This is a genomic window from Methylosinus sp. shoA (assembly GCF_059718125.1).
Window position 1 is genome coordinate 3,263,882 of the sequence record NZ_AP046091.1, and the last position, 21,284, is coordinate 3,285,165.

Consider the following 21,284-nt stretch of genomic DNA (forward strand, 5'->3'; position numbering starts at 1 on the left):
GGCGTTGCCCTCGAATTGGTCCGGCGGGCCGTAGTCCGCCGGCGCCGGTCAGCCGTGGAGCACGGCGATGTGATCTTGCTTGATCGCCTTGAATCCCCAGGCAAGCCGGACATGGTAGACGACCTGTAAAAACTGCCGATAGACCGCGATCTCGAACGAGAGCCCGGTGCGCGGGTCCGTGATTGTCATCACGTCGTCGGCATTGTCGCCGCCCTTCGGCATTGCCGGGGCGCGGGTCGCCAGCACAATGGCTGAACGCGCGAAGGCGACATTCGGCGTATGCGAAGCGACTATCGTCATCTCCACCGCATCGGCGAGGGTCTGCCTGAGGCCGGGGCCGCCGATGACGATATCGGCTTCGATTTCCGTCGTGCCGGTGACAACGTTATACTTGTTCGTGTCGCCAGCGAACGTGACGAGATCGCCGGCCTTGATGCCCGTCGTATTCACGGTGCCGCCGTCGAGATGGATCGTCTTGTCGCCGATCGCATAGCCAGCGGTGAGGTCGCAGTCGTAACCGGCGCCAGCGCCGGCGGTATGCACGGAGATTGCGTTGGAATGCCGCAGCGCCATGTTCATGACGCGGTCGGTCATGCCGTTGCGCAGCATGTCGGAGGAGCCGGCCTCGTTGACCTTGGAAAGCACGGTCTGCTTGCCGCGCAGGTTCATCATAGCAGCGTGGCCGAGAACGAGTTGGAGATCGTTCGTCGGCGCACCATTCTGTTCCAGAATGCCGAGGACGCCAGCAAAATCGGAGAGGTCTCCGGCGGTTCCGAATGGGGCCGTTCCAGCCGTGGCGCCGTAGCCGCGCGAGGCGCTCTTGTATGCTTCCAGCCAGAGGTCCAGTTCGATCTCGTTCACCGCGGCGCGCATCGCCTGATAGAAGCGATCCGCCTGAATCGTCGAGAACGTCCCGGCGTTCTCGAGGCCCTTGGTCTCCTCGCCGTTCCAGCGAACCGGCCAATGCTTGGACTTCGAGATCGCCACAGGAACGTTGTCGACCTGGGAGTCGCCTGTGTCCGGCGCAGTGACGCCAGGGGTATTGTTCGCTCCCGTTACAGCAGACGTGACGGGAACGAGCACGTTCTCATTGAGCGCGGCGCGCGCGATGCTGGAAGAACGCGAGACTGCTGGGATGAACCCGGTCAGCTCGCGGGAGACGACATCCAGGGCCTCATAGAGGTCTGGAACGAGATCGGTGAGCGTATTCGCCATAGGATAGCCCTTTCAGTGCTGTTGATTGGTTGGGCCATCCGACCCGAGGCGTTGCCTCATCCGAGGCGATGGTTGTTAGTTCTGATTGTCGACAAGCTTTATCTTGTCGATGACGATCGCCTTGTGCTGCGCCGTCGCGTCGAGGCGGGCGAATTCCGTGCGCGTCATGGTCCTTGCGCCGCCGGCGCCCCCCGCGCTGGGGCGCGCTCCGGTGCCGTTGGCGCCCGCTCCCTTGAGGATGTGATCTTTTTGCGAATAGGCGTTGACGAGGAACGCAATCGACTCCTCGAAATCGGCGGGCTCGCCAGGGCGGGAGGCGGAATAGATCATCTTCCCGGCGTCGTCGTAGCCGATGACATTCCCATCATCGAGCTTGTAGTTCTTGCCGAAATAGGCCTGCGCGATATCCGGAGGGATGACGAGCTTGTCGCGGATGAACGGCGAACGCGCGAAGGATCCGCCTATCTTTTCCGAATGGATCGCGCCTTCTAGCTTGGCGACCTTCGCGTTCGCCTCCGCGAGCTGCGTCTCGAACGCCTTCTGCGCTTCGGCCATCTTGCCTTCGAGAGCGCGCGAAATGCCTTCCTTGACCTTTTCGACCTCGCCGGCGTCGATCAGCTTCTTGGCGTCGATGTTGACGATCTTGTCGAGCGCGTCGCGCGCCGCAACCGGATCGATTCCTTCGAACGCCTTCAGCTTTTCGAGAGCGGCCTCTTTGGCGACCCGATGGTCACGGGCCTCGCCGTTGAGTCGTGAGATCGTCGCCGCCGTACCGGGCAGATCGATCGCGGCCTCGACGCCATCGTCATTCACGTAGACCGGCTTGCCGTCCTTCACCTCGGCGTATGTGATCCCGTCCTTTTCGATCATCTTCAATTTCATCTTCTGTCCTTTGGCCTATCCTGGCCTCTCTAGGGCGCATCCGCGCCGGGCGCTGCCGGCGACCTGCCGCCAGCCGGGGTTGCGGAGCCGGGGACGACCCCCGCCGCCGCTTCTTCTTCCTCCGCAGTCGGCTCGCCGGGTGCTTCGTCGAGAAGGCGCTGGCGCTCCTGTTCCGCGTCGAAATTCGATGAGAGCTTTCCGCGGCGCTTGAACTCGCTCCACAGTGTTTCTTGGCTGATGTCGCCGTTCTCGCGCATCTTGATGAGATCGCCGCTGCCGTCGTCATCACGAAGATCGAGCGAGTCGTCGGACGCCATCTCGACCTCGATCGAGTCCGCTTCGCGGATCCATCTCGCGGTCAAGGCGAGCGCGTTCTCCAGCGTGTCCTTGAAATTCAGCTTCAGCGCTTCGATGACGCTGATCGCTTTGTAGCCCGCAAAGGCGGCCGTGACCGTCGTGATGTTTCCGCTCTGCGCCGTGAGAGGTTGGCGCCCGAGCTCGCGGAGCGCTTCCTCCGTCGTCTTCACTTCGCCAGCGAGAAAGCGGAGCGACTCGGCGCTTGGCTCGATGAACCGCCATTCGCCATGGTTTCCGTCTTGGTCCATCGGCGCATAGAGGACTGTCTTCGGCCCGACCGGCACCGCGAGTGGCTTGCCGGCGGCGTCGGCAGGCGGCGTCACGCCATTGCCGGCGAGCATCGGAAACGCTGTCAGCTCGCGCGCATATTTGAGCGCCGACTCCTGTTGGAAATGCTCGACCTGCAATTCCGCGGCGGCTTTTAGGACCGGTTTGATACGCCACGATGCGCCGATGCGGCGCCCGGCGATGAAGGGGACGATCGGGATGACGCCTATGCTGATCGGCCCGCCATCGCGAGGAACCCATTCCTTCCCGCCAGCGCCGCCTGTCTTCTCGACTTGCTCCCAAAGCTCCCACGTCGCCGGCGCGGCGGAGATCGCGTTACCGAGTTCATCGCGCTCGACCTCTCGGTCCAGAACGCGGACAAACTCGCGCTTCGTCTCCCCCCAGCCGTCGCGCTCAATCGAGCATTCGGCGATGCGGGCGTGCACGAAGGTCTCAACGCCGCCGATCATCTCCGAATAGACGGCGAGCATCTGTTGGGCCGGGACGCGAACCCAGTAAGGACGTGCGCCCATCTCGGCCTCTTGCGCGACCGTCGCGCCTGCCGGGACACCCTTAGTGTAGTCGACGAAAAGCCAGTCCAGCGCGTAGGCGACGCCGGCATAGAATGACTGCGCCGCGAATTGATGCAGGTGCGAGCCGTGTCCGTCGATATTTTCGACGAAGGATTCGACCCGCGCGCTGGCGCCAGTGACCGTGATCTCACCCCCGAACGGCCTCGACGCCAGTGTCTCGACGATATCGCCGAAGATGTTCGTGAACTTCGCATTCGCGAGACGGAACGCATAATCCGCGTCGGTCTCGTTCGGGAATTTCGGCAGATATGCGCCGGCCTTGCGCATCGTCTCGACGCCGCCGAGAAGCGCGTCGACCAAGCGCCAATAGCGGCCCATCTCCTCGAAGTCGGAGGAGCGCGAATCTGGGGTCTTGTCCATGGCTCAGCGCTGGCCGGCGTAAGTGCCGAAGATCGGGGAGGGCGCGACGCTGCCGAGCATCAATTCCGAGATCGCCCAGACCAGCGCGTCGGCGCGGTCTGGCGATCCGTCGCCCGCATAGCCGTCGCCGGTCATCATACAGAGCTGATCCTCGAGCGCTGGGAACGACCCGACGTGAGAGACGCGATTCTGCTCATAGAGTGCGGCAACAGGCTCCGCGCGGGCGACCTTGCCACGACTTGCGGTCACTTCCTTGTAGGAGATGACCCGATCCACGGCACGAATGACGTGCTCGACCATTGCGCCGCCGAAATTGCGCTCGGCGATGATCCGATCGGCATTGAACTCGCTGTAAGCCGTCGCTGCGCGCCGCCCCCAGCCGTCTGGTGAGAGCTTGCAGGAACGATCGGCGAGCACGTAAGCGCGGCCGTCGACTCCCTTGCCCGCGACGATGATCCCGATTTCGTCGCCATCGTCGCTGGCGCCCCTGGTCCCGCTCGGGTCGACGGCGACAACGACGCGCTGCATCTGCGGCGCCGATTGCACCCTGGAACCGTCGATCGCGTCACGCGCCCAGAGCGCGCCCGGGACGTCATCGAGCAACTCGGCGTTCAGCTCCTGGCGACCGAGGCGGCTTCCCTCATAGCGGCTGATGATCTGCCTGAAGAAGCCCTCGGCGAGGTTGGCGCGGTTATCGTAGGTCGAGCCCCGCGTGACCACAGCGGCCGGGTTCGCCAACAGCGATTTCAGGACCTGAAGCGGTTTCGGCGTCGTGGTGACGACGCATTGCGGGTTTTGGCCGAGGCGCAGGCCGAATTGCAGCATATCCCATGTCTCCTGCGCATACTGCCAAGCGCACAGCTCGTCAGCCCAAGCCGCCCCGAACTGAGGGCCGCGAAGCGCCTCGGGGTCCTCCCCCGAATAGAGCGTTGCGATTGCGCCGTTCCGCCACGTCAAGCGGCGTTTCGAGGGCTCATAGGTCGGCCGATCCCATGGCGGGGAGCATGCGAGGATCCCGGAAACACCCTCGACCATGACGTCGCGGCCGTCGGCCGCGGTCGGCGCGACGAGCGCGATGCGACCGCAGGACTCTTTCAGTTCGCGCACCCATTCGGCGCCCGTTCGGCTCTTGCCGAAGCCTCTGCCCGCAAGAACCAGCCAGAACGCCCAGTTACCGGACGGCGCAAGCTGCTCCGGCCTGGCCCAAAAGCGCCAGTCATATTCGAGCGCAGCAAGCTCGCTATCCGTCAGATCGGCCAGTATCTCCTTCCGCTCCGCCTCGGGGAGCGAGGCCAGCGAGGCGGCGAGCGATTCTGTCACGCGGGCTCACCTGAGCAGTTTCGATCGGGCCTCCGTTCGGCCCGGAATGCTCGACCGATGCGAGTCGGGGGTGGAGGTAAGGAGCCGCCGCCTTCGCAGCGTCCAGGGCCATGGCGTCGTCTTTCTTCCGGCGGGCTCGACGCATCACCTCGAGCATCACCTCCAGCGGGGTCATCTCGCCACTGGCGGCGAGCTTTTCGGCGACCGCTCTGGTGCGCTTTGTCAGCGCACCCTTCTTGCGCCCGGAGCCGGGGCGAGCGCCGCCATGGCCTGCATTTGCCATCTTGAAAACCTTGATTCTGGGCGGGCGATTTTGATTTACCGCCGGGGCCATCTGACCCTTTCAGCGATCATGCCGCGGGAGGCGCTGGGGATGAGCCGCAGGACTTGGTTCCGGCGGCAGGCTGAGGCGAGAAGGCCCCGAATCCAATCGGTCGAGGCTGCTCGAACGCGATCTCGGAGATTGTTCGAACAAGCCCTGGGGCGGGTGGGATGTCGGCCTACCCGGAAAGATCACTTCGGGTGGGCCCTATGGAGCCGCTGCTTGCCGAGCCATAGCGGCAATGGGACACGAGATGTTCCGAGAACGGAAAGGAGTTTCCATGTTCCGGCAACTCCTTTCACAGGAGAACGTCCTGCCTGCGTCGCGGCTCGGTGAGTATGGCGGCTCCACCGATCGCCGAAGCCATGATGCGTTAATTCGCCGGCTCTCGCCGTGGCCGCAGGCATTGTCAGAATTCTCGCGCTTGTGGCCTCCTGTGGGAGCGCCGTGCGCGCTGGCGTTCGTTCTTCGCCTCCCACTCGCAAGGCCAGCAATCGAGTGGCGCTATCGCCGGCCTTTAATCCGGCATTACGCTCCGAGCGGCTACACGCCGGGAATCGAACCGCGGAAACCTCCCGCAAAGCGGGGCTCGCCACGAGCTCCATCGCCGCTCGAAACTCTCCCCGCGGGGCGCTCCGCGCCCGGAGGGCTTTGGTCGTCTCTTCCTCGCCAGTGTCTCGGGCATAGGGGTGACCGTAGCTCGGGCGCGAAAATGGCGGTTTTTGTCTCGTTCTGGCAAGTGCGATGATCGATCGCCTTATACTTTTGCGTCGCGTCTCGTCGCATCGTATGCCCGGGTGCGCCGGGGTTTGCGGCTGTTTTTGCCTTGCACTTTTTGGTGTGCCGCACACGCGGTTTTTTCCCGCGGCACTTTTCGGTGGCGGGTCGGCCTTTCGGCGAGACGACAGAACGGGCGCGAACTCTGTCAGAAATGTCAGCGGATTTCGGGGCACTCTGTCATATTTGGAGAATTGCGTTTCACGCCAGTGGCTTGGCTTCGAGAATTCTGACATTGCGGGGATTGCGGGGAATTCGGCGTGCTTCCCCGTAGGATGATGTCTAAGTTTTTTCCCTACCTTGCTCCAGGTTCGCACCGCCTCCATTCCCTGATGTGCTTTGCGGGAAGTTAGGAGGCGGCTGTGGCAGAGATAGAGGTTCCTTTCGTTGATCTCACCGCATGGTGCCAGAACCAACGCGCGCATCTGGTTCGGACCACGGAGGTGATGAAATCTGGGAGGATGCGGATTGGATCGTCGTCCGACGGAAATATCTTGATCGATGAGACGCAAGAATGCATCGAAGAGTGCGAGCGCGTAATCGCTGAACTAGACAAGACGTTGGCTTTTATAGCTTCGAGGCGTCCTTGATCCCGCCCGACACCCGACGGCAAGAACGCGCCGGCGACGCTCTTTTCCGCCGCTCAAAGGAGCCGCGACCGCGCTGGCGGAGCGGACCGAGTAGGCGCGCCGCCGAACGATGAAAATGGCGAGCCCGGGGAGACAGCGAGCGTTTCGCGTCGCCTCACGCCGAGCCGCTCGGATCGACGTGTTCGGGATCCGGGGCCATGGCCGGAGACGACTTCGCTTCGCGCGCCGGCGTCGGCGCGAAATCCTTGTTCTGGTCTGACGGCTTCGAGTCGAGCTTTTCCGCCGCAGGCTTCCCGCCGGTCGCCCACCCCCAGGCGGCTCCGCCGAGCGGAAACAGCACCACGGCCCAGATCCACGAAGCGTTCTTGCCGGCCTTCGCGATGAATTCTAGCCACTCGGGAACAGTCTCGGGCCACGCCACGTCAACGTCGATCTCGCGCTTGAAAGTGTTCACGGTCCTCCGGTTCTCCTTGCCGTCGATGCTGACGATCGCGTCGAAATTGAGGACGAGGATCTGCTTGCCGGCGGTCTTTGGCGTCACGGTCCAAGTCCATCGCGTCGGCTCGCGATCCGATATCCACTGCTCTTGAGGACCAGAGGGAGAGATGTCGAACGCTCCGCCGACAAGGGTCGCCGCCATGCGATTGGACATTTTCAGAGTGGCGACTTCCACCTTGCCGAGCTCCCGCACCGCGCGTTCGAGGCCTTCGGCCGGAATCGCCACCGACAGCTTAGCGTCGAACAGGAAGGTCTTGGTCGCGCGCCCGCGTTCGGGAACGTCGAACTTCACCGTCCCGGTTTTCAGGCTCGCCAGCGCCTCGTCGACGGTCGGCGTGTCGACGAGAGCGAGACGTTCTTTTGTTTTCTCCAGGCGCGCAATGGCCTCCCAGAGGGCATCTCTGTCGGACTCGTCAGGGTCGGGTTCGGGCGTCGCCGGACGTTCGGCTTTTTGGCCTGGCGATTTCGGGCGATGCCGAGACTCTGGTTTAGAACTCGAAGCGTGCGCTAAATTTATGGTGTTCCGGCTCCCGCCCGTCAGCTCGGAAGGCTCCAACGGGGGGAATATGAATTCTGATCGACTCTGGGAGAATACGCTGTCTGGTTGAGCCTTCGCTTCGGCGCGAGCGGACGCCGCCGCCAATGCGTCCAACGCCTCTGGCTCCATGCCGATCTTCTTTGCACGGAGATACGCCAAGTTCAGACCCGCAGCCTCGAACCGTGCGCGCGCCAACTCGCGTTCCATCGCGGCGATCTTGGCGGGTCGCGCGCCGGCGTCCTGCGAGGAAGACGGCAGCGGCTTCTCGACGAGGCGCGATTGACTCCACCAGACGAGAACGGCGACGGGGCCCGCCAGAGCGCTGCCGACGAAGATCGCGCGAGCAAGGCGGTCATCGGGCAACCGGAGCATGGGGAATCGGACCATAGGGAAACTCTCCGACAAAAACACGGGCGGCGAGAAAAATGGGCAAAGTGTCGCCGACGCGTGACGCCGCGACGGGATCGCGACGACGCCGTATTCTGCCGCGCGCGGCGCGGCGGAGCAATCGCGTTTCGCGTCGATTGGTTCGGTTTCGGAGCGGCTCCGGCGAAATCCCTGGTCGGGCCCCGCCTCTGATAGGGTCGGCACCGCAAAGGTAGCCCCGCCGGGTCGCCTGCCCCCATTCAATTGCAAGTGATTGATTTACCATCGGTGGATCGGCTGCTCGGAGGCTTTCCGCCTCTCTTCGTAGAGTCAGCGACCAATCGCGGGGATCGTCGGGGCACCCATGATGCTCGCTGTTGCCGGCGCAATCGAGGATGGAGCAATGATTTCGGTCAATCCTTTTCGATCGAGACCAATGCCCGGCTCGGGTCGCAATCCATGACGCGATCGGGGATCCGATAGACCGCCGCGAGCCTGCCGCCGCGCCAGAAGGTGACGGCGCGCTCCGAAGCCGCTTGCGTCGGGAGGGAGCGCGCCGCGCTTTCGCAAGATGGCGGTGGCGTAGAGACAGGCGTGCAGCGCCATGAGATCGCCGGCGGCGACGCGCGGGTCTCCGCGCATCCTATCGTCGAGGCGGGATTCCCGGATGACGGCGGGGAGGGCGCTCACCTCTTCTCGCCTCTCTCGCGCCCATAGGCCGCCCTGACACGGCGATTGATCTCGATGTAAAGCATGGCCTCTCTGAGCGAACCCGCGAAGCGCCGGTGCTCCATCGCGTCGAGAGCGACCTTCAGCCATCCCCGGACAAAGACGTCGCCCTCCTTTTCGAGCGCCGCGGAGACGATGCGCTTCGCTTTCGCGAGCCCTTGGCCTTCCCGGCCGAAGCAGAACCCGTCCTTTGCGCATTCCCCGGCGGCTGAGCATTCCGGCGGATAGCCCTGGCAGCGCACCATTGCCTCGCCGTAGGCCTCAGAATCGGCGTCATGGGAGATATCGGGACGCGCGCTCATCCGTGCCGGTTCCTCCAAGGCGGGTCTTTGATCGTCCGCAGCACGATTCCGTCGCTCTCGATGCAGACACGGCAGGCCGGGCATTCGGCCACAGCGTCGAACTGCGCAGCGTACCAGACGCCGGCGTCGTCCTGCTCAACGCATTCGATCGCTATTTCGACGCCGCACATGGGGCACTCGACGCCCCAGGTCAGAGGCCGGAGCTCGCCCTTCACGATCGGCATTTCGTCGTCGGCGCTCACGGCCTCACTCCGTCTCTGATCACGCCCTCGATGATGACGCGCATCGCTGCGTCGACACGGCGGTTCGCCGCTGCGCGCGAACAGTCGAGCGTCAGATATTCCCGGCTAAAGGACCAGTTGCGGGCCTCGCACTCGATCCAGAGGCGGAGCGCTGCTCTCACGCTGTCGTGCTCCGGTGCGCCGAGATAGCGCATCGGCCAATAGATCGCCTCTTCGATGCGGGATATCTCCCGATCGCCGCCGGCGCCCATGTGCGTCAGCGGCGCGCCTCCGCGCGCCTTCTTTGCCCCGACCTGCAGTGCCGTCACCTGATCCGAGAACTCGACCTCCGTCGCGAAGAGCGCGGGGTCTGGCCAGAAGCTGCGCATCCCTCCAGGCCAGACATGGCGCACCAAGCGCTCGCATCCACGCGCGGCCTCCCGCAGCCGGACCCGGACATGCTCGACCGTCCATTGGATCTCCGCCGTTCGGAGCACGGACGAGGCCAGCAACCGCGCCGCGCGTTCGGGGCTGAAGCGGCCGTCAGCGTCTTCCGAAAATTCTGACAGCCGTGTTCTATCGGATGACATTTCTGACAGAGCGCTGTCACCGCGCTTTCCGCGTAATGCCGATTTCGCTTTTCCTGCCATCGCTTAGCTCGCAGTCCCCTGGATCGGATCAAAACTAGAAATCTGACATCGGCATTTCGACGTGTGTCAGAACAGCGGCTCGTCCGTCGGGATCGGCGGCGGCTCCTCGCGCCGCTCCGATTTCTGCTCCACCGCGCTGTCCGGCCGGCGCGCGAAGCCGCGCACCTTGCGGCCAGTGAGCCAAACGTAAGGGTTCTCGCGCATGATGATGTTGAGCTGCATCAGCCGCTCCCCGTGTCGCTTCATGGCCTGCGACAGCTTGTCCTGCCGCTTCTTCGGGTCCGCCTCGTCGGCGCCGTCGAACGCCATGCCGGCGAAGACCTCGCCGAGCAGCTTCCATCTCACGACGCGTGTCTGGGCTGGCAAGCCGAGCGCCAGCGGCGCGTCCTCTCCGTGATCCGTGAGCGCGCGGTAGACCGCGCGCAGGAACACCTCGCATTGCGGGGTCAGTCGCATGCCGGCGTCGGTCGGTTTCGATGTCTCGCCCGGCTCGCCGTCGGCGTTCGGTTCCCTGATGACGCAGCTCGTCACCGCCTCGCCATCGGAGTCCTTCCCGATCTCGACTGCCGGTAGGACGAAGCGCCATTTCCGGCCCGACTCGCCGTCCTTCTGCTTCGCCAGCTCGACTTCACGAATAGCGCGGCGGTCGACGTCCATCTCGTCCAGCTTCTCGACCTTCAAGACGGAATCGAGGTTGGCGAGGATCGAAGTATGGCCGCGGGGCTTCTGCCCGCCTGAGTTCATGTGGTGGACCAGCATCACGGCGCACGCGCATTCCTGGGCGATCCGCTCGCAGCGCGCCAGCACGGGCCCGACGTCCTTGCTGCTGTTCTCGTCGGCGCCGGGCGTCGCCGTCGAGAGCGTGTCGATGACGACGAGTTCCAAGGGGCAGTCGAAGGTTGAAGCCCAATGTTTTGCCTCGGCGATCAGCGCCGTAGTCGCGTCGTCGCCGGCGTAGAGGTCGACCGGCGCCGGTAGAAGCACGAAGGGGAGCCCAATCTGCGGATCGAGCCCATGCTCGATCCGATAGGCCCTGAGGCGCTTCTTGATTCCGCGGCCGCCCTCTCCGGCCTGATAGACGACGCCGCCGCGTCGCACCTTTGCGCCGAACCAGGGAACGCCTCTGACGATCGACATCGCGAGATCGATTGCGAGAAAGCTCTTTCCAGATTGCGAGGCGCCGACCATCATCGTGCGCTCTCCGCGCGTGATGACGCCTTTGACGAGCCATTCGTGCTCCGGGCCCGGCAGGTCCAACTCCGTCCAGCGAACAGCGCGGAACTTCGAGATGTAAGGCGGAGGCCTCAGATAGGGCTCGCTCTCCCGGAGGAAGTCCTCATAGGAGAGAGGCTGCGGTAGCACATCGACATCTGGGGGAGGTGCGCTCATTGCGCCCGATCTCCCGTCCTATTGCCCCGCCACCCACGGGCCAACTCGGCCTTTAACGCGCGCAGTGCATCGGCATGGGCGCGCAGCGCACCCTCGAGCGCATCGATATTGGCTGCTGCCTCGGCGAGGAGACGCGTAGGCAGAGCCGCGAGCATCGTCGCCGCGCGCGCCGCCGTCTCGGCGTCGGCCGGCGCATGGCCTCGCCGATTGTTGCAGGCCGCATGAGCTGGGAAAACAAGCCCATGATCGTCGCAGACCCGCGTCGTGCCAAAAGCGCGCGGCACGTAGTGGTCCGAGGAGAGATCGCCGATGGCGATCTCCTCGCCGCACAGGACGCAGCGCGTTCCGTAGGCGGCCGTGAGTCGCCAGGGCCGTCCGCCCGGCCCGCTCATGCCGCGACCCCTTCCGCCGCGTCCGCCCCGCGCGTCTCAATCGCCGTCCCATCGTTGGGCAGACCCGCCATCAGAGCAGCACCCCTGTCTTCGCAGGAACGGGACGTGCCGGCGGTTCCCACTTCTCTTTGTCGGCGAGGATCTGCTCCCATGCTGTGGGATGCGCGGCTTTAAAATCCGGAATGCCTGGGCCGGCGACATAGCCGCCGTCGCCTTTCACCAGCCATCCCGTGTAAGGGTCGGTCCAGCGCGAAGGAGAAAGACGCAGTGCCTTGAAGTCGTGCCGTGTCACCGGCCGCTCGGCGAGTAGGATGGCGAGCTTGATCGCTTGGATTTTCCACGACGTCAGAGCAACCGGCGCTGGAGCGCCGGCGACGACATCAGGGACATATTCGGGTAGTGGGAGACGCGTCGCCGGACACCAGTCATGCCAGCGATCGTGCGCCCATTCTTTCTTGGCGTCGGGCAAGTCCGGTGACATGACGGACAATTGAACCGAATATCCTCTTCCCCTTTGCTGTTCCCGTGGCCTGCACGAAATCACTGTGACGCCGAGCGCAGCGCAGATCGGCGCCAGCCCTCTGGTCGCATCCGCCGGCACCAGCACCGCGCGATAGTCCGGGCCGTCGACGCGCCAGCTCTCCGTCACGCCGTCCAAAGCCTGGCAAAGCACGGTTGCATTGAGGGCGAGCTTCGCCTCGATTCCGATTTGCGCACCGTCCGAGGCGCGAACCAGAACGATATCGAAGCCGCACGTCTCGTTGTAGGCGACCCAGCCCTTCTCGCGCCGCGCCACTTCCTCGAGGAAAGTAGCGCACAGTTCGGTCTCTTTGGAGAAGAGCTTACTCACGCGCTCTCCTTCGATCTGACGCGACGCTCGTTCCGCAGCGCATGCAGGACTCGCACAACACGGCGCTCGTGAATTTCTAATTCGAAGGCGATCTCGCACGTATCTAGCCCGCGATCGAAGAAGCCTTTTTCAATCGCGGCCACAATGGCGCTGCGCCGGGCCTCAGGCATGAGCCGATAGGAGTCATCGAGCGCCGTCATTCCGCTGCTGCCCTCCACTGCCGGCGCGCGGCCTTGGCGCGCGCTCTGGCGCGCCGAAGCATCTTTGAAGGGACCCGCACCACGACGACCTCCCGAGTGAATGACCGCCCGTCACGCCGGAACTGAAACCTGACGCGCTGAATCATCAGAATTTCCGCTCGCGCTCCATGCGCCGCAGACATTCCTCGGGCGTTTCATTCGGAAGAAGATCGTAGCCGCAGCCGACGCAGCCGCCCTTCCACGATCCCGTGCGCTCGCCGAGTTCGCGATCGAAGCTGACCTTGATGCTGCGACTGACTCTGCGCGGGAACGCGAGCCACATGAACCAGCGCCAGCGGCATTCGTATTCGTCGACCGCGACAGTCGCGATGCGCTCTTGCACTTCGCCGGAGTTCATGACGTAGCGATAGGGGAGCTCGACCCGCCAGCGCGGCAATTCGCTGATACGGAACCAGCGGTCCTGATCATTCGCGGGGAGCGCCACCGGCGGCTCTCCACGCTTCATCCGCAAAGTGGCGAGCTCGCTGATCCATGACCGGCCATCAGCAGCAAGGATGGAATGCCGATAGAACTCCCACGCCCATGGGAAATGAACGATCTTCGTTCTCGCACCCCAGTGCAGGTGAACGCAGGACAGATTGTCCTTGTCGAGAGAGAAGCCCCAGGAATCCGCCATGTCGTCAATGGGCTGGCGTGGCGCGATCGGAAGTCTGATGAAGATGTTCGGCCAGCCGAGATGGATATGCAGGTTCCAGTGGCGGTCGTCGTATTCCCAATTGACGAGATCGAGCGCAAGACCGAAGCCACCTGAGACCTCGACATTGCGCGACTTCAGCCGCCACTCCCGTCCTCTGTCTACGAGGCGGAAGCCGGACGCCTTCAAAACCGTGTCGACGAATGCCATTTCGAGTCTCCCTCACTTGAATTATGTGCGCGACGCCCCGCGGCCACGGGGCTGATCGCCCAAGTCCTCTAACGTCGCGCGCATCGCTTGGACGATTTGCGGCTTGCGCGTTTCGAAGAGCACGATGAGGCGCGTGAGGATATCGAGGCGGCGATCGCGCCAGGGTCCGAGCACGAAGCCGCATTTAGCTGCGTCCTCGTGCATGCGCTCCAATTCCTCGCGAATCTCGTCGTAGCTGTAGCGCCTCGGCGAGGTCGCAACCTCGTGCGCTCTTTCCGCCGCACTGCCGTTCATGGCGCCGATCTCCGCATTGTCAGAATGACTGTGTTGACGTTCGTTCCGCTCTCGCGAAACGACCCCGGCGGGAGATCGCGGAACGACCCGCCGTTGGCCTCGACGAACGCGCGGAACGCGATGGCCTTCTTGGTCTCACGGAACTCGGTTCCGGCCGACATGATTGCGAACAGCTGCCCGCCCGGCTTCAGGAACTCCAGCGCGTGCGTCACGTGATCGATGTCGCGCTCCCGATCGAATGGCGGGTTCATGACAATGAGATCGTAGGACTCGAACGTGTTCGCCCGCAGCGATAGGAAATCGGCGCAGACGACGCGATTGTAGATTCCTTCCGCTTCGAGATCGGCAGCAAGCTCGGGCTGGATCTCTACGCAGTCGACGAGGTTGTCGAAACGATATTCGCCGACGTAGCTCCTCCCTCGGCCAGACCACACGTTCATTTCTACCGCTGAGTGGACGCACCGCCGCGCCAAATTTCCCGACCCAGCCGACGGCTCCAGGATGCGGAGCGCTGGCTCATCCTTCCGTCGCAGGATCGGAATGCCTGAGACGCACCCGCGCCCACGGAACAGCTCTTCCACGGCCTCCAGCGGCGTCGGGAAGAATCCGAAGCGTCTGGCCGGCGTCAACTTGCGGTCCTGCAGCGGGTCGGCTTCCTGCGTCTCGCCGTCCGCAATGACCTCGCCGTAGTATTCGGCGAGCAGCTTGTTCACCGTCAGAACGAGATCGTCGCGCCGGAACCATAGATGCGCGTTCCCGTTCTTGAAGCAGCGAACCCGGAAATATTGATTCTCGTGATAGCTCTGACGCGCATTCCAACTCTGCCCGCGTTCGCGCTCGAGCATATAGAGCGTCGACTGGAACGAGCCTTCAGGATGACCGTCCAGGATCGAGAACACGCGCTCCACGTCGATCAGCGTGTCACGGCGTTCGCCCCAGCGTAGCCTTCCGCTCTCATCGAACATCCACGTCAGAATGATCCGCGAGCCGACCTTGAAGCCGTCATGGGATTTGAAGCGCCGATCGAGATCGGAGAACACGTTCGCGATCCCGCGGCGGAATATCATGCCGGCGTCGGCGCGGAATCTCTCGAGCGTCGCATAGATATTGCCGACGGAGATAGGCGGCATTCCGCGCGCCGCCTCTTCTTCCGTGATGATCTCGCCATCGCGATTCACGCGATCTGGCACATATTTCATCTGGTCGCGAAGCTGCTCCTTCGCCTGCTTGTCCATTAGGCGCTCGAGATCGGTGATCTTGACGAGATAGCCCCAGCATTGGAGGTCCGTCAGCTTGCGCGCCGTCCTCAGAAATTGCTCGCGCTCCGGCAGTCGCACGGCTTTGGTGAACGCGCTGATTTCGTCGACGCGATCGTGTGTATAGGAATTGACTTCGAACGGCGCCGCCCTATGCGCCATCGCATGGGCCTCTTGGATTGCCTCGTCCGCGGCCGCTATGGCGGCATAGGCGCGCTCATAGAGTTCGAGCGCCTTGTCACGATGCTCGACGATTTGCTCCACGGTTGCTCGCGGAATCGGAAGATTGGAGCCCACGCTCATGCCGCGAGCCTCATTCGACGTGCGAGCAGGACGTCGTTCCAATCATGGCCGTCCGGCGCGAAGTGCACTAGCACCTCGCGCCCAAGACGCCGGAGCCGCTCGGCGCCAGTCATGAGCATCGCGCGCGTCGTCGCCGGATCGCTGTCGCCGTCACCGAGCAGGATGACGCGTTTTGCCCATGGCGGAATCCATATCGCTCCGCTGGCCATGTCCGGGTCACCGTTCGGGATCGTGGCGCCGGAATGCCCGCGCGGTGGGTTCGGATGTGGTTTGGTGCCGGTCGCGCCGCCGCACATATTTCCCAGCGAATAGGCGGCCGCTATGGCGGCGCCGGCCGGCAGATCGCCGAACTCTCCGTCGCGCGCCAGGACGCGCCAGCTGCACGCGGTCTCGATCCCCTCGGCGATCGCGAGCGTTTCCGACGGCTCGCTGAGCAGGATTAGGCCACCGCCCATCCTGAAGGTGCCCTTTTTCGCGGCGTTGCGCCGATTGTCGCCAGGCGGGCGCAGCTTCATCGGGCCCGTCGGATCGAGGTAGGTGCGGTGCACGCCCTGCAGCGAGCCGTCGGCGCCGCGCATCGCCGCCAGCATGCAATCGTAGGCTCCCAGCTCGATCTCCTCTTTGGAATCGCGATCGGCGAATCCGCGATAGGAGAGGTTGTGGACGAAGCGGAGGTTGGCCGGCGAGAACGTGTGCAGGCCGATGCCGCGCCGTTCGAGATAGTCGTCGGCCGCGGTCAGCTCGATCGGGCGCCCCTCCGCGAAAAGCTTCTCGGCGCGTTCATCCGTCTTCCGCTTCTCTGCGGCGTCCCGCTCGCGTCGCGCGATCTCTTCGTCTCTGCGCTCCTCCTTCCGCTCTTTTTCGATCGCGGGGTCTCGCGGGCGCGCGGGCTCACTGCGAGGCGGCGGGGTCTCATTGATGAACTCGCAGGCCTCGACGAATTCACAGGCCCGAATGTGCTGGACCATGGCGATGGCGTCTCCGGCGGCGCCGGATTTCCGGCACAGGAAGACACCCTTCTTCGGATTGACCGAGAAGCCGTCATGCTCGCAACAGCCGATCGGGCACGGCCCTTGGTACTCTCCGCGCGCCGGCATGCGGATACCGAGCACAGAGGCGACGTCTTCGATCTTGGCGTCGCGTGCCTTGTCGACCCATTCCTGGAAGGCATCCGCGTTCATCGTAGCGCGGCCTCCCACCCATTCCAGGCATGCCGGACCAGGGGAACGATTTCGAGCCGCTCGCCGGCTCGAACCGCCTGCCAGCCCCGAAGCATCCTCTCAGCGGCGCGCCAGGAATCACGCTCTGCGCGCTCATTGCGCGCATCAAACAGCACCGTCGATAGGAGCGCGGCTCCGCCGACGACTATCCCGAGATGCGTGACACCTTCCATATTCGCGCTCATGACTTTCGGAACCCCAATGCTTTGAGCGAACGCTCCGGCACGTCGTGGCCGGCGCCGACCCTGTAGACGCGCTCTCCGGTGCTGCGGATGTAAGAAACAGGCCAGGGACCTTTCCATCGAACCGGACCTCCCCCGTCCTCAAAGGCGATACGATCTCGTGCGAGGCTGATGAGCTGCGCCGCATTGGCTGCGTCTGCCTTGTTCCCGCGGTGCAATTGCTTCGCAATCTCGGCTTCAGAGACTCCCTCGCGCAGCATCCGGTAGACCCTATCGCGGGCAGGGCTCATGATTGAGTCAGCCATGGTTGGCAGCCTCCTCCACGACTTCGCGAATTTTGGCGCTGTCACGCACCGCGCGCTCGATAAGGCGTGCCGCAATCACCTGCGGGTCGACTCCACGCGGCTCGCATACCCGCTCGATCTCCGACATTGCAGCCCGGGAGATCACCATTGGCGGTAGCGTCACCTGATCGTGATTTCTGCCGACAAGACGCAGGCCATGACGACGGACGAGCGCATAGACACGCTGGACCGTAACCTTCCCGCCGAGCGCGTCGGCGATCTCAACGGCAGACGCGCCGGAGCCGGCCAGAAACGCCGACCGCACCACGTCACTGAACGAATATCGATGCCAGCGCGTGTGCTTCAATTTTGCGCTCCGTCGAACTTGCCGGCTTCCCGGCCTGGACGGGATTGCCGAGAAAAAAGATCGATGCGCCGCGCGTCGGGCGCGAAGGATTCGACCAAGCGATAGAACTCGGCGGGCTTTCTGGAATGCTCCCGCGCCACGCCGTCGAACAGCGAGTCGAGCGCCCCCGAATAATTCGGATGTCCAATCGCGCCGATCAGCACGTCTTCATGATACGATCGGACGATGTAGCCGGGGCCCGGCCGAGGACGGCTATTCCGGGTAACTTTCCGCCACCCGACGCGCGAGCAATACTTGAAGCCCCAAGCGCGCAGCACTTCGAATCCGCAGTCGAGCATCGGCGCCGACGTGTAGAGAAATAGCCATGCGTTCCGCGCCGCGAGCGCGCCCACCGGCAGCGCCATGATCGCCTCTATCGACATCAGCTCGTAATGCGCTGCTGCCGACTTCGGCGAAATGTCGTCGTTATATGTCTTGAAGGCCCACGGCGGATCCGCGACGATCACATCGAAGGCCCGCTGGCGATGCGGCTTGAAGGGCCAGATCATCCGACGCCTCCGCCGGCGCGCTTTGCGGCCTGCTGCCTGATGATCTCGGCTTCGACCTGGGTCCGCAAATGGGGCGTCGCGGCGATCAGATTGAGCGTGACGCGCGCAGCGGAGATCGCTCTGGAGAATTCGAGAAAGTCCATGCCGCCCCGCTCGACGTCTCGTCTTGCACGCATGCCACCGGCGTCGACGGCCCAGACCGCGAGAGCTTGATCAGCGAGAGACGGACCAGCTGTACACGTCTTCGTCATTGCACGCCTCGGGACAGCTCGAAGAGTGCGAACGATGCCGGCGTGCAGCGCGCGTGATAGGCGCATGCCCAGTCCCATAGAGCCAAAGAGTCGGCGCGATTATCATTTCTGTCGTCGCGCGGCATATAGCCGAGAACATGACATCGCTCGATCACCGCCCGTTTCGGATCCGGTGGACGCGCGACCCCGAGAAAGTGTTTGCGCACGGTCTGCACATTCGCTGATACACAACGTATGCCGTACGGACCGCAGATCGTCTCGACACCTCCGACGAGCCGATGCAGCAGCGAAATTGTCTGTGGGTTCGACCGAAACGTCGGGCGCCCGCCTTCGGCTCCGTCCTTCCAATCGATCATGGCTCCGATGTTCACGGGGGACTCGATCACAACGAGATTCGGAAGCTCGACAGAGAACTGATCGCGCAGCCAGATTCCGAGCGCGCGGCACGCGCGCTGCGGATCATCGACAGGACGCTTCAGACGCTCGACACCAGACCTCGGCCGATTGCCGGCGCGGCCGATCGCAAAGCCCATATTCGTCGCGATATCGAGCGCCATGATCAGCATCAGGCTTCACCCGCCTTCTTCACGACGACGAGTTCCGCCGGGTGAAAATCCGCGACGAGAAGATCGCCGGACGAGTCGAACCAGCGGCATTCGATAGAGCCGCCATGTTCGTCTCCCGGGTCGATCGCATGGACCGTCATCCTGTCAGCCGATGAGCGCAGTCGCACAATGGCGCCAATGGCGAAATCCTCGATGGCCGCACCGCGGTCTTCCTGAGTCGCCATGGTCAGCGCTCCGGCTCGTAGGGTTGGGGATTGGCGAGTTGCACCATGCCGACATAGCCCAGGCCGAGCGAGATACGTTCTCGGCCCGTTACGACCTTGCGGCCGGCGCCGTCGGGCATTGTGAATACCTTATCGCAGGCAACGAGACCGTCGCTGACGAAGCGCTCTGTCAGCGCGTCGACCGTCGCGTCTGGCACGCCGATCTGAAAGCGCACATAATCTCCGGCGTTATTTATAATCTTCGTCTGCACCCAGAAGTACGCCATGATTCATCCTCCCATAACTGAACCTTGGAATTGCGGTCCTTCACGCATCGGCCGCGTCCGCGCCGGGAAGGCCGATGACGTTGCCGCCAAGCGGCTTGATGCCCCTTTCGATCTTCTCGGCGTTCTCGCGCGCCACACGGTCCGCTTCCTTGTCGCGGAGATGACGAGGCCGAACGTCTTTGTCGTCGTCACTGGCCTCGTGCGCCTTCACGGCCGCGTCGAAGAGATCGCCGGCTTCGGCGATCGAGCGAAGCGCCTCATAGGCCTCACGATCGTCATCGTCTTCCGGGAGCGCCTTCGCGAGAGCGCGGTCGTATTTGATCTTCGCCAGTTCAGCCTTGATGTGGCTCTTGAACGGCTTCTTGCCGAGCCCAGCGTTCGCCGCCGCTTCGTAGAGATCGTTCAGCGGCGCGCGAATCTCTTTGCAGATACGCATATTCTCCATGCGCTGGTCTTCCAGCTTTGCGTGGATTGCGAGGATTTCCTTCGTCCACCGCTTCAATGCGACGGTGTCCACGCCATTGTGACCGATGCTCATACGGCTGCTCCTTTCGACTCGGCCTCGCGCTTGATCCTCCGCACCAGCGCCGCCGCGTCCTGCTCGCAGGTCCGCGCAGCCTTCTCTCGATAGGTGTCGACGAGATCAGCCGGCACCCATGCCGGAACGGGAACTCGATTCATCTTTTCAACGAACGGAGCGCCATGACTGCCTGAGTATCCGGTGATGCGCTTCGCTCTCACTTCTGGATCAGCCCATTCCTTCTTCCGCGCTTCGCTCATTCTTGCTCTCGCTTCCGAACTCTCGACAGCGCGTTTGGACGACTGACGCGCCCGCTCTCTCTCGGCAGGGTTTGCCCAACGTCGCTCCGCCGCCTCTTTCATTCGGCGTTTGGTATCGTCGCTATGCCGTCTCCCCATGATCGTCTTTCGCAGGAAGGCGCCGGCACGCTGAACCTGAGACCGGCGGAGCGCTACACGCTCAATTCTGTTGCGGGCTCACGAGCAGCCGGTCGTCGCTCCACAGCTGTCGCATTTCAGGCATGTTCCGTTGCGCACCATCGTCATGGCGCCGCAGTCCGGGCACGGGTCGCCCTCATAGCCTCTGTCTAGATCGTTCATTGCCGCCTCATCCCTCGATCAGCGAACGAAGAGCTTCCAATTCAGCCGCAGCCGCGCCCACTTCGCCCTCGCGAGAGTCCAAGCCGCAGTGGCGAGCCATTTCCAAAACATGAGCGAGCCTTTGAATTTCGGTTTCGATCTCACGCACGAACGCAGCCTGCAGCTTCTCGACCAGCCATGCCCGCATGCCCTTCCCACGCCCTCGCCGGATGCTTTCCAGCGTGCCCGGCGCGATGTTGAGGCGGCGAGCGACCGTTTGTCTCGCGACCGCGAGAGGCACGCCGGAGCGCGCCCTTTCACGGTCTTCCAGCTCGATCGCCCACTGGCGGGCGGAAATGTCGATCGAACTCATGGACGTTTTTTCCTTCGACGATGGAAACACTGTCCAGCGCTCCTATGGTGTGTTGAGACCATGGAACGCGAGGACAAACGCAATCACGAAATCCCTGACGATGACGCGTGGCGCTCGGTTGGCGCTGAGGACGCCCGCATCATCGAAAGATCGAAACCGGCCTCCAAAAGAACCGGCGAGCGCGGGAACGCCCGCCGGCAGTTTTGGGAGGAAACGCCCAAAGAGGGCTCCTTCGCGCGGCGAGAGAGCAGAACAACCACGCGAAGCTCTGGCGCTCTTGCGAGCGAATTGGTGGGGGAGGGCGGCCTTCCATTCGTTCCCGCCGCTCCC

At 63.6% G+C, this 21,284-nt stretch carries 27 protein-coding genes; all 27 read right to left on the reverse strand.

The annotated features are described in order from the left end of the window. Nucleotides 1-48 precede the first annotated feature (48 nt). Complete coding sequence (locus tag AC6IW9_RS14905) at nucleotides 49-1,215, reverse strand: major capsid protein (RefSeq protein ID WP_497764708.1); 1,167 nt, start codon at nucleotides 1,213-1,215, stop codon at nucleotides 49-51. Nucleotides 1,216-1,290: 75 nt separating this feature from the next. Continuing rightward, a complete protein-coding gene (locus AC6IW9_RS14910) occupies nucleotides 1,291-2,097 on the reverse strand; it encodes a DUF6651 domain-containing protein (protein ID WP_497764709.1) in 807 nt (268 codons plus the stop codon). Nucleotides 2,098-2,126: 29 nt separating this feature from the next. Continuing rightward, nucleotides 2,127-3,674: a DUF4055 domain-containing protein gene (locus AC6IW9_RS14915; RefSeq protein WP_497764710.1), complete on the reverse strand. Its 1,548-nt coding sequence runs from the start codon at nucleotides 3,672-3,674 to the stop codon at nucleotides 2,127-2,129. A 3-nt stretch (nucleotides 3,675-3,677) separates the two neighbouring features. Continuing rightward, nucleotides 3,678-4,994 carry a DNA-packaging protein gene (locus AC6IW9_RS14920; RefSeq protein ID WP_497764711.1) on the reverse strand — a complete coding sequence of 439 codons (1,317 nt, stop codon included), beginning with the start codon at nucleotides 4,992-4,994 and terminating at the stop codon, nucleotides 3,678-3,680. A 1,843-nt stretch (nucleotides 4,995-6,837) separates the two neighbouring features. After that, nucleotides 6,838-8,355: a hypothetical protein gene (locus AC6IW9_RS14925; protein WP_497764712.1), complete on the reverse strand. Its 1,518-nt coding sequence runs from the start codon at nucleotides 8,353-8,355 to the stop codon at nucleotides 6,838-6,840. A gap of 416 nt (nucleotides 8,356-8,771) precedes the next feature. Next, on the reverse strand, nucleotides 8,772-9,116 hold the full coding sequence (locus tag AC6IW9_RS14930; RefSeq protein WP_497764714.1) for a hypothetical protein: 345 nt from the start codon (nucleotides 9,114-9,116) through the stop codon (nucleotides 8,772-8,774). Continuing rightward, on the reverse strand, nucleotides 9,113-9,358 hold the full coding sequence (locus AC6IW9_RS14935) for a hypothetical protein (protein ID WP_497764716.1): 246 nt from the start codon (nucleotides 9,356-9,358) through the stop codon (nucleotides 9,113-9,115). The genes AC6IW9_RS14930 and AC6IW9_RS14935 overlap by 4 nt, the downstream gene beginning before the upstream one ends. Beyond that, nucleotides 9,355-9,849, reverse strand: a complete 495-nt coding sequence (locus AC6IW9_RS14940; protein ID WP_497764717.1) for a hypothetical protein — start codon at nucleotides 9,847-9,849, stop codon at nucleotides 9,355-9,357. The genes AC6IW9_RS14935 and AC6IW9_RS14940 overlap by 4 nt, the downstream gene beginning before the upstream one ends. Nucleotides 9,850-10,053: 204 nt before the next feature. Continuing rightward, a complete protein-coding gene (locus AC6IW9_RS14945) occupies nucleotides 10,054-11,376 on the reverse strand; it encodes an AAA family ATPase (RefSeq protein WP_497764718.1) in 1,323 nt (440 codons plus the stop codon). Next, nucleotides 11,373-11,768, reverse strand: coding sequence for a hypothetical protein (locus AC6IW9_RS14950; RefSeq protein ID WP_497764720.1), 396 nt, complete (start codon nucleotides 11,766-11,768; stop codon nucleotides 11,373-11,375). Before AC6IW9_RS14950 ends, AC6IW9_RS14945 begins: the two co-directional genes overlap by 4 nt. A gap of 70 nt (nucleotides 11,769-11,838) precedes the next feature. Continuing rightward, nucleotides 11,839-12,618, reverse strand: coding sequence for a hypothetical protein (locus tag AC6IW9_RS14955; protein ID WP_497764722.1), 780 nt, complete (start codon nucleotides 12,616-12,618; stop codon nucleotides 11,839-11,841). Further along, nucleotides 12,615-12,818 (reverse strand): hypothetical protein, encoded by a 204-nt coding sequence (locus AC6IW9_RS14960; protein WP_497764723.1) that lies wholly within the window; start codon nucleotides 12,816-12,818, stop codon nucleotides 12,615-12,617. The genes AC6IW9_RS14955 and AC6IW9_RS14960 overlap by 4 nt, the downstream gene beginning before the upstream one ends. Before the next feature lie 145 nt (nucleotides 12,819-12,963). Then, nucleotides 12,964-13,722, reverse strand: coding sequence for a hypothetical protein (locus AC6IW9_RS14965; RefSeq protein WP_497764725.1), 759 nt, complete (start codon nucleotides 13,720-13,722; stop codon nucleotides 12,964-12,966). 21 nt (nucleotides 13,723-13,743) lie between these two features. Beyond that, nucleotides 13,744-14,016, reverse strand: coding sequence for a hypothetical protein (locus AC6IW9_RS14970; RefSeq protein WP_497764726.1), 273 nt, complete (start codon nucleotides 14,014-14,016; stop codon nucleotides 13,744-13,746). Continuing rightward, nucleotides 14,013-15,536, reverse strand: a complete 1,524-nt coding sequence (locus AC6IW9_RS14975) for a DUF4942 domain-containing protein (protein ID WP_497764728.1) — start codon at nucleotides 15,534-15,536, stop codon at nucleotides 14,013-14,015. The genes AC6IW9_RS14970 and AC6IW9_RS14975 overlap by 4 nt, the downstream gene beginning before the upstream one ends. A gap of 35 nt (nucleotides 15,537-15,571) precedes the next feature. After that, entirely contained in the window at nucleotides 15,572-16,756 is a 1,185-nt protein-coding gene (locus AC6IW9_RS14980) for a DUF7146 domain-containing protein (protein WP_497764730.1), read from the reverse strand. Between the two features lie 220 nt (nucleotides 16,757-16,976). Next, nucleotides 16,977-17,282: a hypothetical protein gene (locus tag AC6IW9_RS14985; RefSeq protein WP_497764731.1), complete on the reverse strand. Its 306-nt coding sequence runs from the start codon at nucleotides 17,280-17,282 to the stop codon at nucleotides 16,977-16,979. Next, nucleotides 17,275-17,628: a hypothetical protein gene (locus AC6IW9_RS14990; RefSeq protein WP_497764734.1), complete on the reverse strand. Its 354-nt coding sequence runs from the start codon at nucleotides 17,626-17,628 to the stop codon at nucleotides 17,275-17,277. Before AC6IW9_RS14990 ends, AC6IW9_RS14985 begins: the two co-directional genes overlap by 8 nt. Continuing rightward, complete coding sequence (locus tag AC6IW9_RS14995) at nucleotides 17,625-18,176, reverse strand: MT-A70 family methyltransferase (protein ID WP_497764737.1); 552 nt, start codon at nucleotides 18,174-18,176, stop codon at nucleotides 17,625-17,627. Before AC6IW9_RS14995 ends, AC6IW9_RS14990 begins: the two co-directional genes overlap by 4 nt. Then, complete coding sequence (locus AC6IW9_RS15000; protein WP_497764738.1) at nucleotides 18,173-18,319, reverse strand: hypothetical protein; 147 nt, start codon at nucleotides 18,317-18,319, stop codon at nucleotides 18,173-18,175. Before AC6IW9_RS15000 ends, AC6IW9_RS14995 begins: the two co-directional genes overlap by 4 nt. Before the next feature lie 104 nt (nucleotides 18,320-18,423). Next, nucleotides 18,424-18,993 (reverse strand): hypothetical protein, encoded by a 570-nt coding sequence (locus tag AC6IW9_RS15005; RefSeq protein ID WP_497764739.1) that lies wholly within the window; start codon nucleotides 18,991-18,993, stop codon nucleotides 18,424-18,426. Further along, on the reverse strand, nucleotides 18,993-19,217 hold the full coding sequence (locus AC6IW9_RS15010) for a DUF2158 domain-containing protein (RefSeq protein WP_497764740.1): 225 nt from the start codon (nucleotides 19,215-19,217) through the stop codon (nucleotides 18,993-18,995). Before AC6IW9_RS15010 ends, AC6IW9_RS15005 begins: the two co-directional genes overlap by 1 nt. Nucleotides 19,218-19,219: 2 nt before the next feature. Continuing rightward, nucleotides 19,220-19,483, reverse strand: coding sequence for a hypothetical protein (locus tag AC6IW9_RS15015; RefSeq protein WP_497764742.1), 264 nt, complete (start codon nucleotides 19,481-19,483; stop codon nucleotides 19,220-19,222). Nucleotides 19,484-19,523: 40 nt separating this feature from the next. Further along, nucleotides 19,524-20,021, reverse strand: a complete 498-nt coding sequence (locus AC6IW9_RS15020; RefSeq protein ID WP_497764743.1) for a hypothetical protein — start codon at nucleotides 20,019-20,021, stop codon at nucleotides 19,524-19,526. Continuing rightward, complete coding sequence (locus AC6IW9_RS15025; protein ID WP_497764745.1) at nucleotides 20,018-20,263, reverse strand: hypothetical protein; 246 nt, start codon at nucleotides 20,261-20,263, stop codon at nucleotides 20,018-20,020. The genes AC6IW9_RS15020 and AC6IW9_RS15025 overlap by 4 nt, the downstream gene beginning before the upstream one ends. A gap of 216 nt (nucleotides 20,264-20,479) precedes the next feature. After that, a complete protein-coding gene (locus tag AC6IW9_RS15030; RefSeq protein ID WP_497772596.1) occupies nucleotides 20,480-20,602 on the reverse strand; it encodes a hypothetical protein in 123 nt (40 codons plus the stop codon). Between the two features lie 7 nt (nucleotides 20,603-20,609). After that, complete coding sequence (locus AC6IW9_RS15035) at nucleotides 20,610-20,954, reverse strand: hypothetical protein (RefSeq protein ID WP_497764747.1); 345 nt, start codon at nucleotides 20,952-20,954, stop codon at nucleotides 20,610-20,612. Between the last annotated feature and the right edge of the window lie 330 nt (nucleotides 20,955-21,284).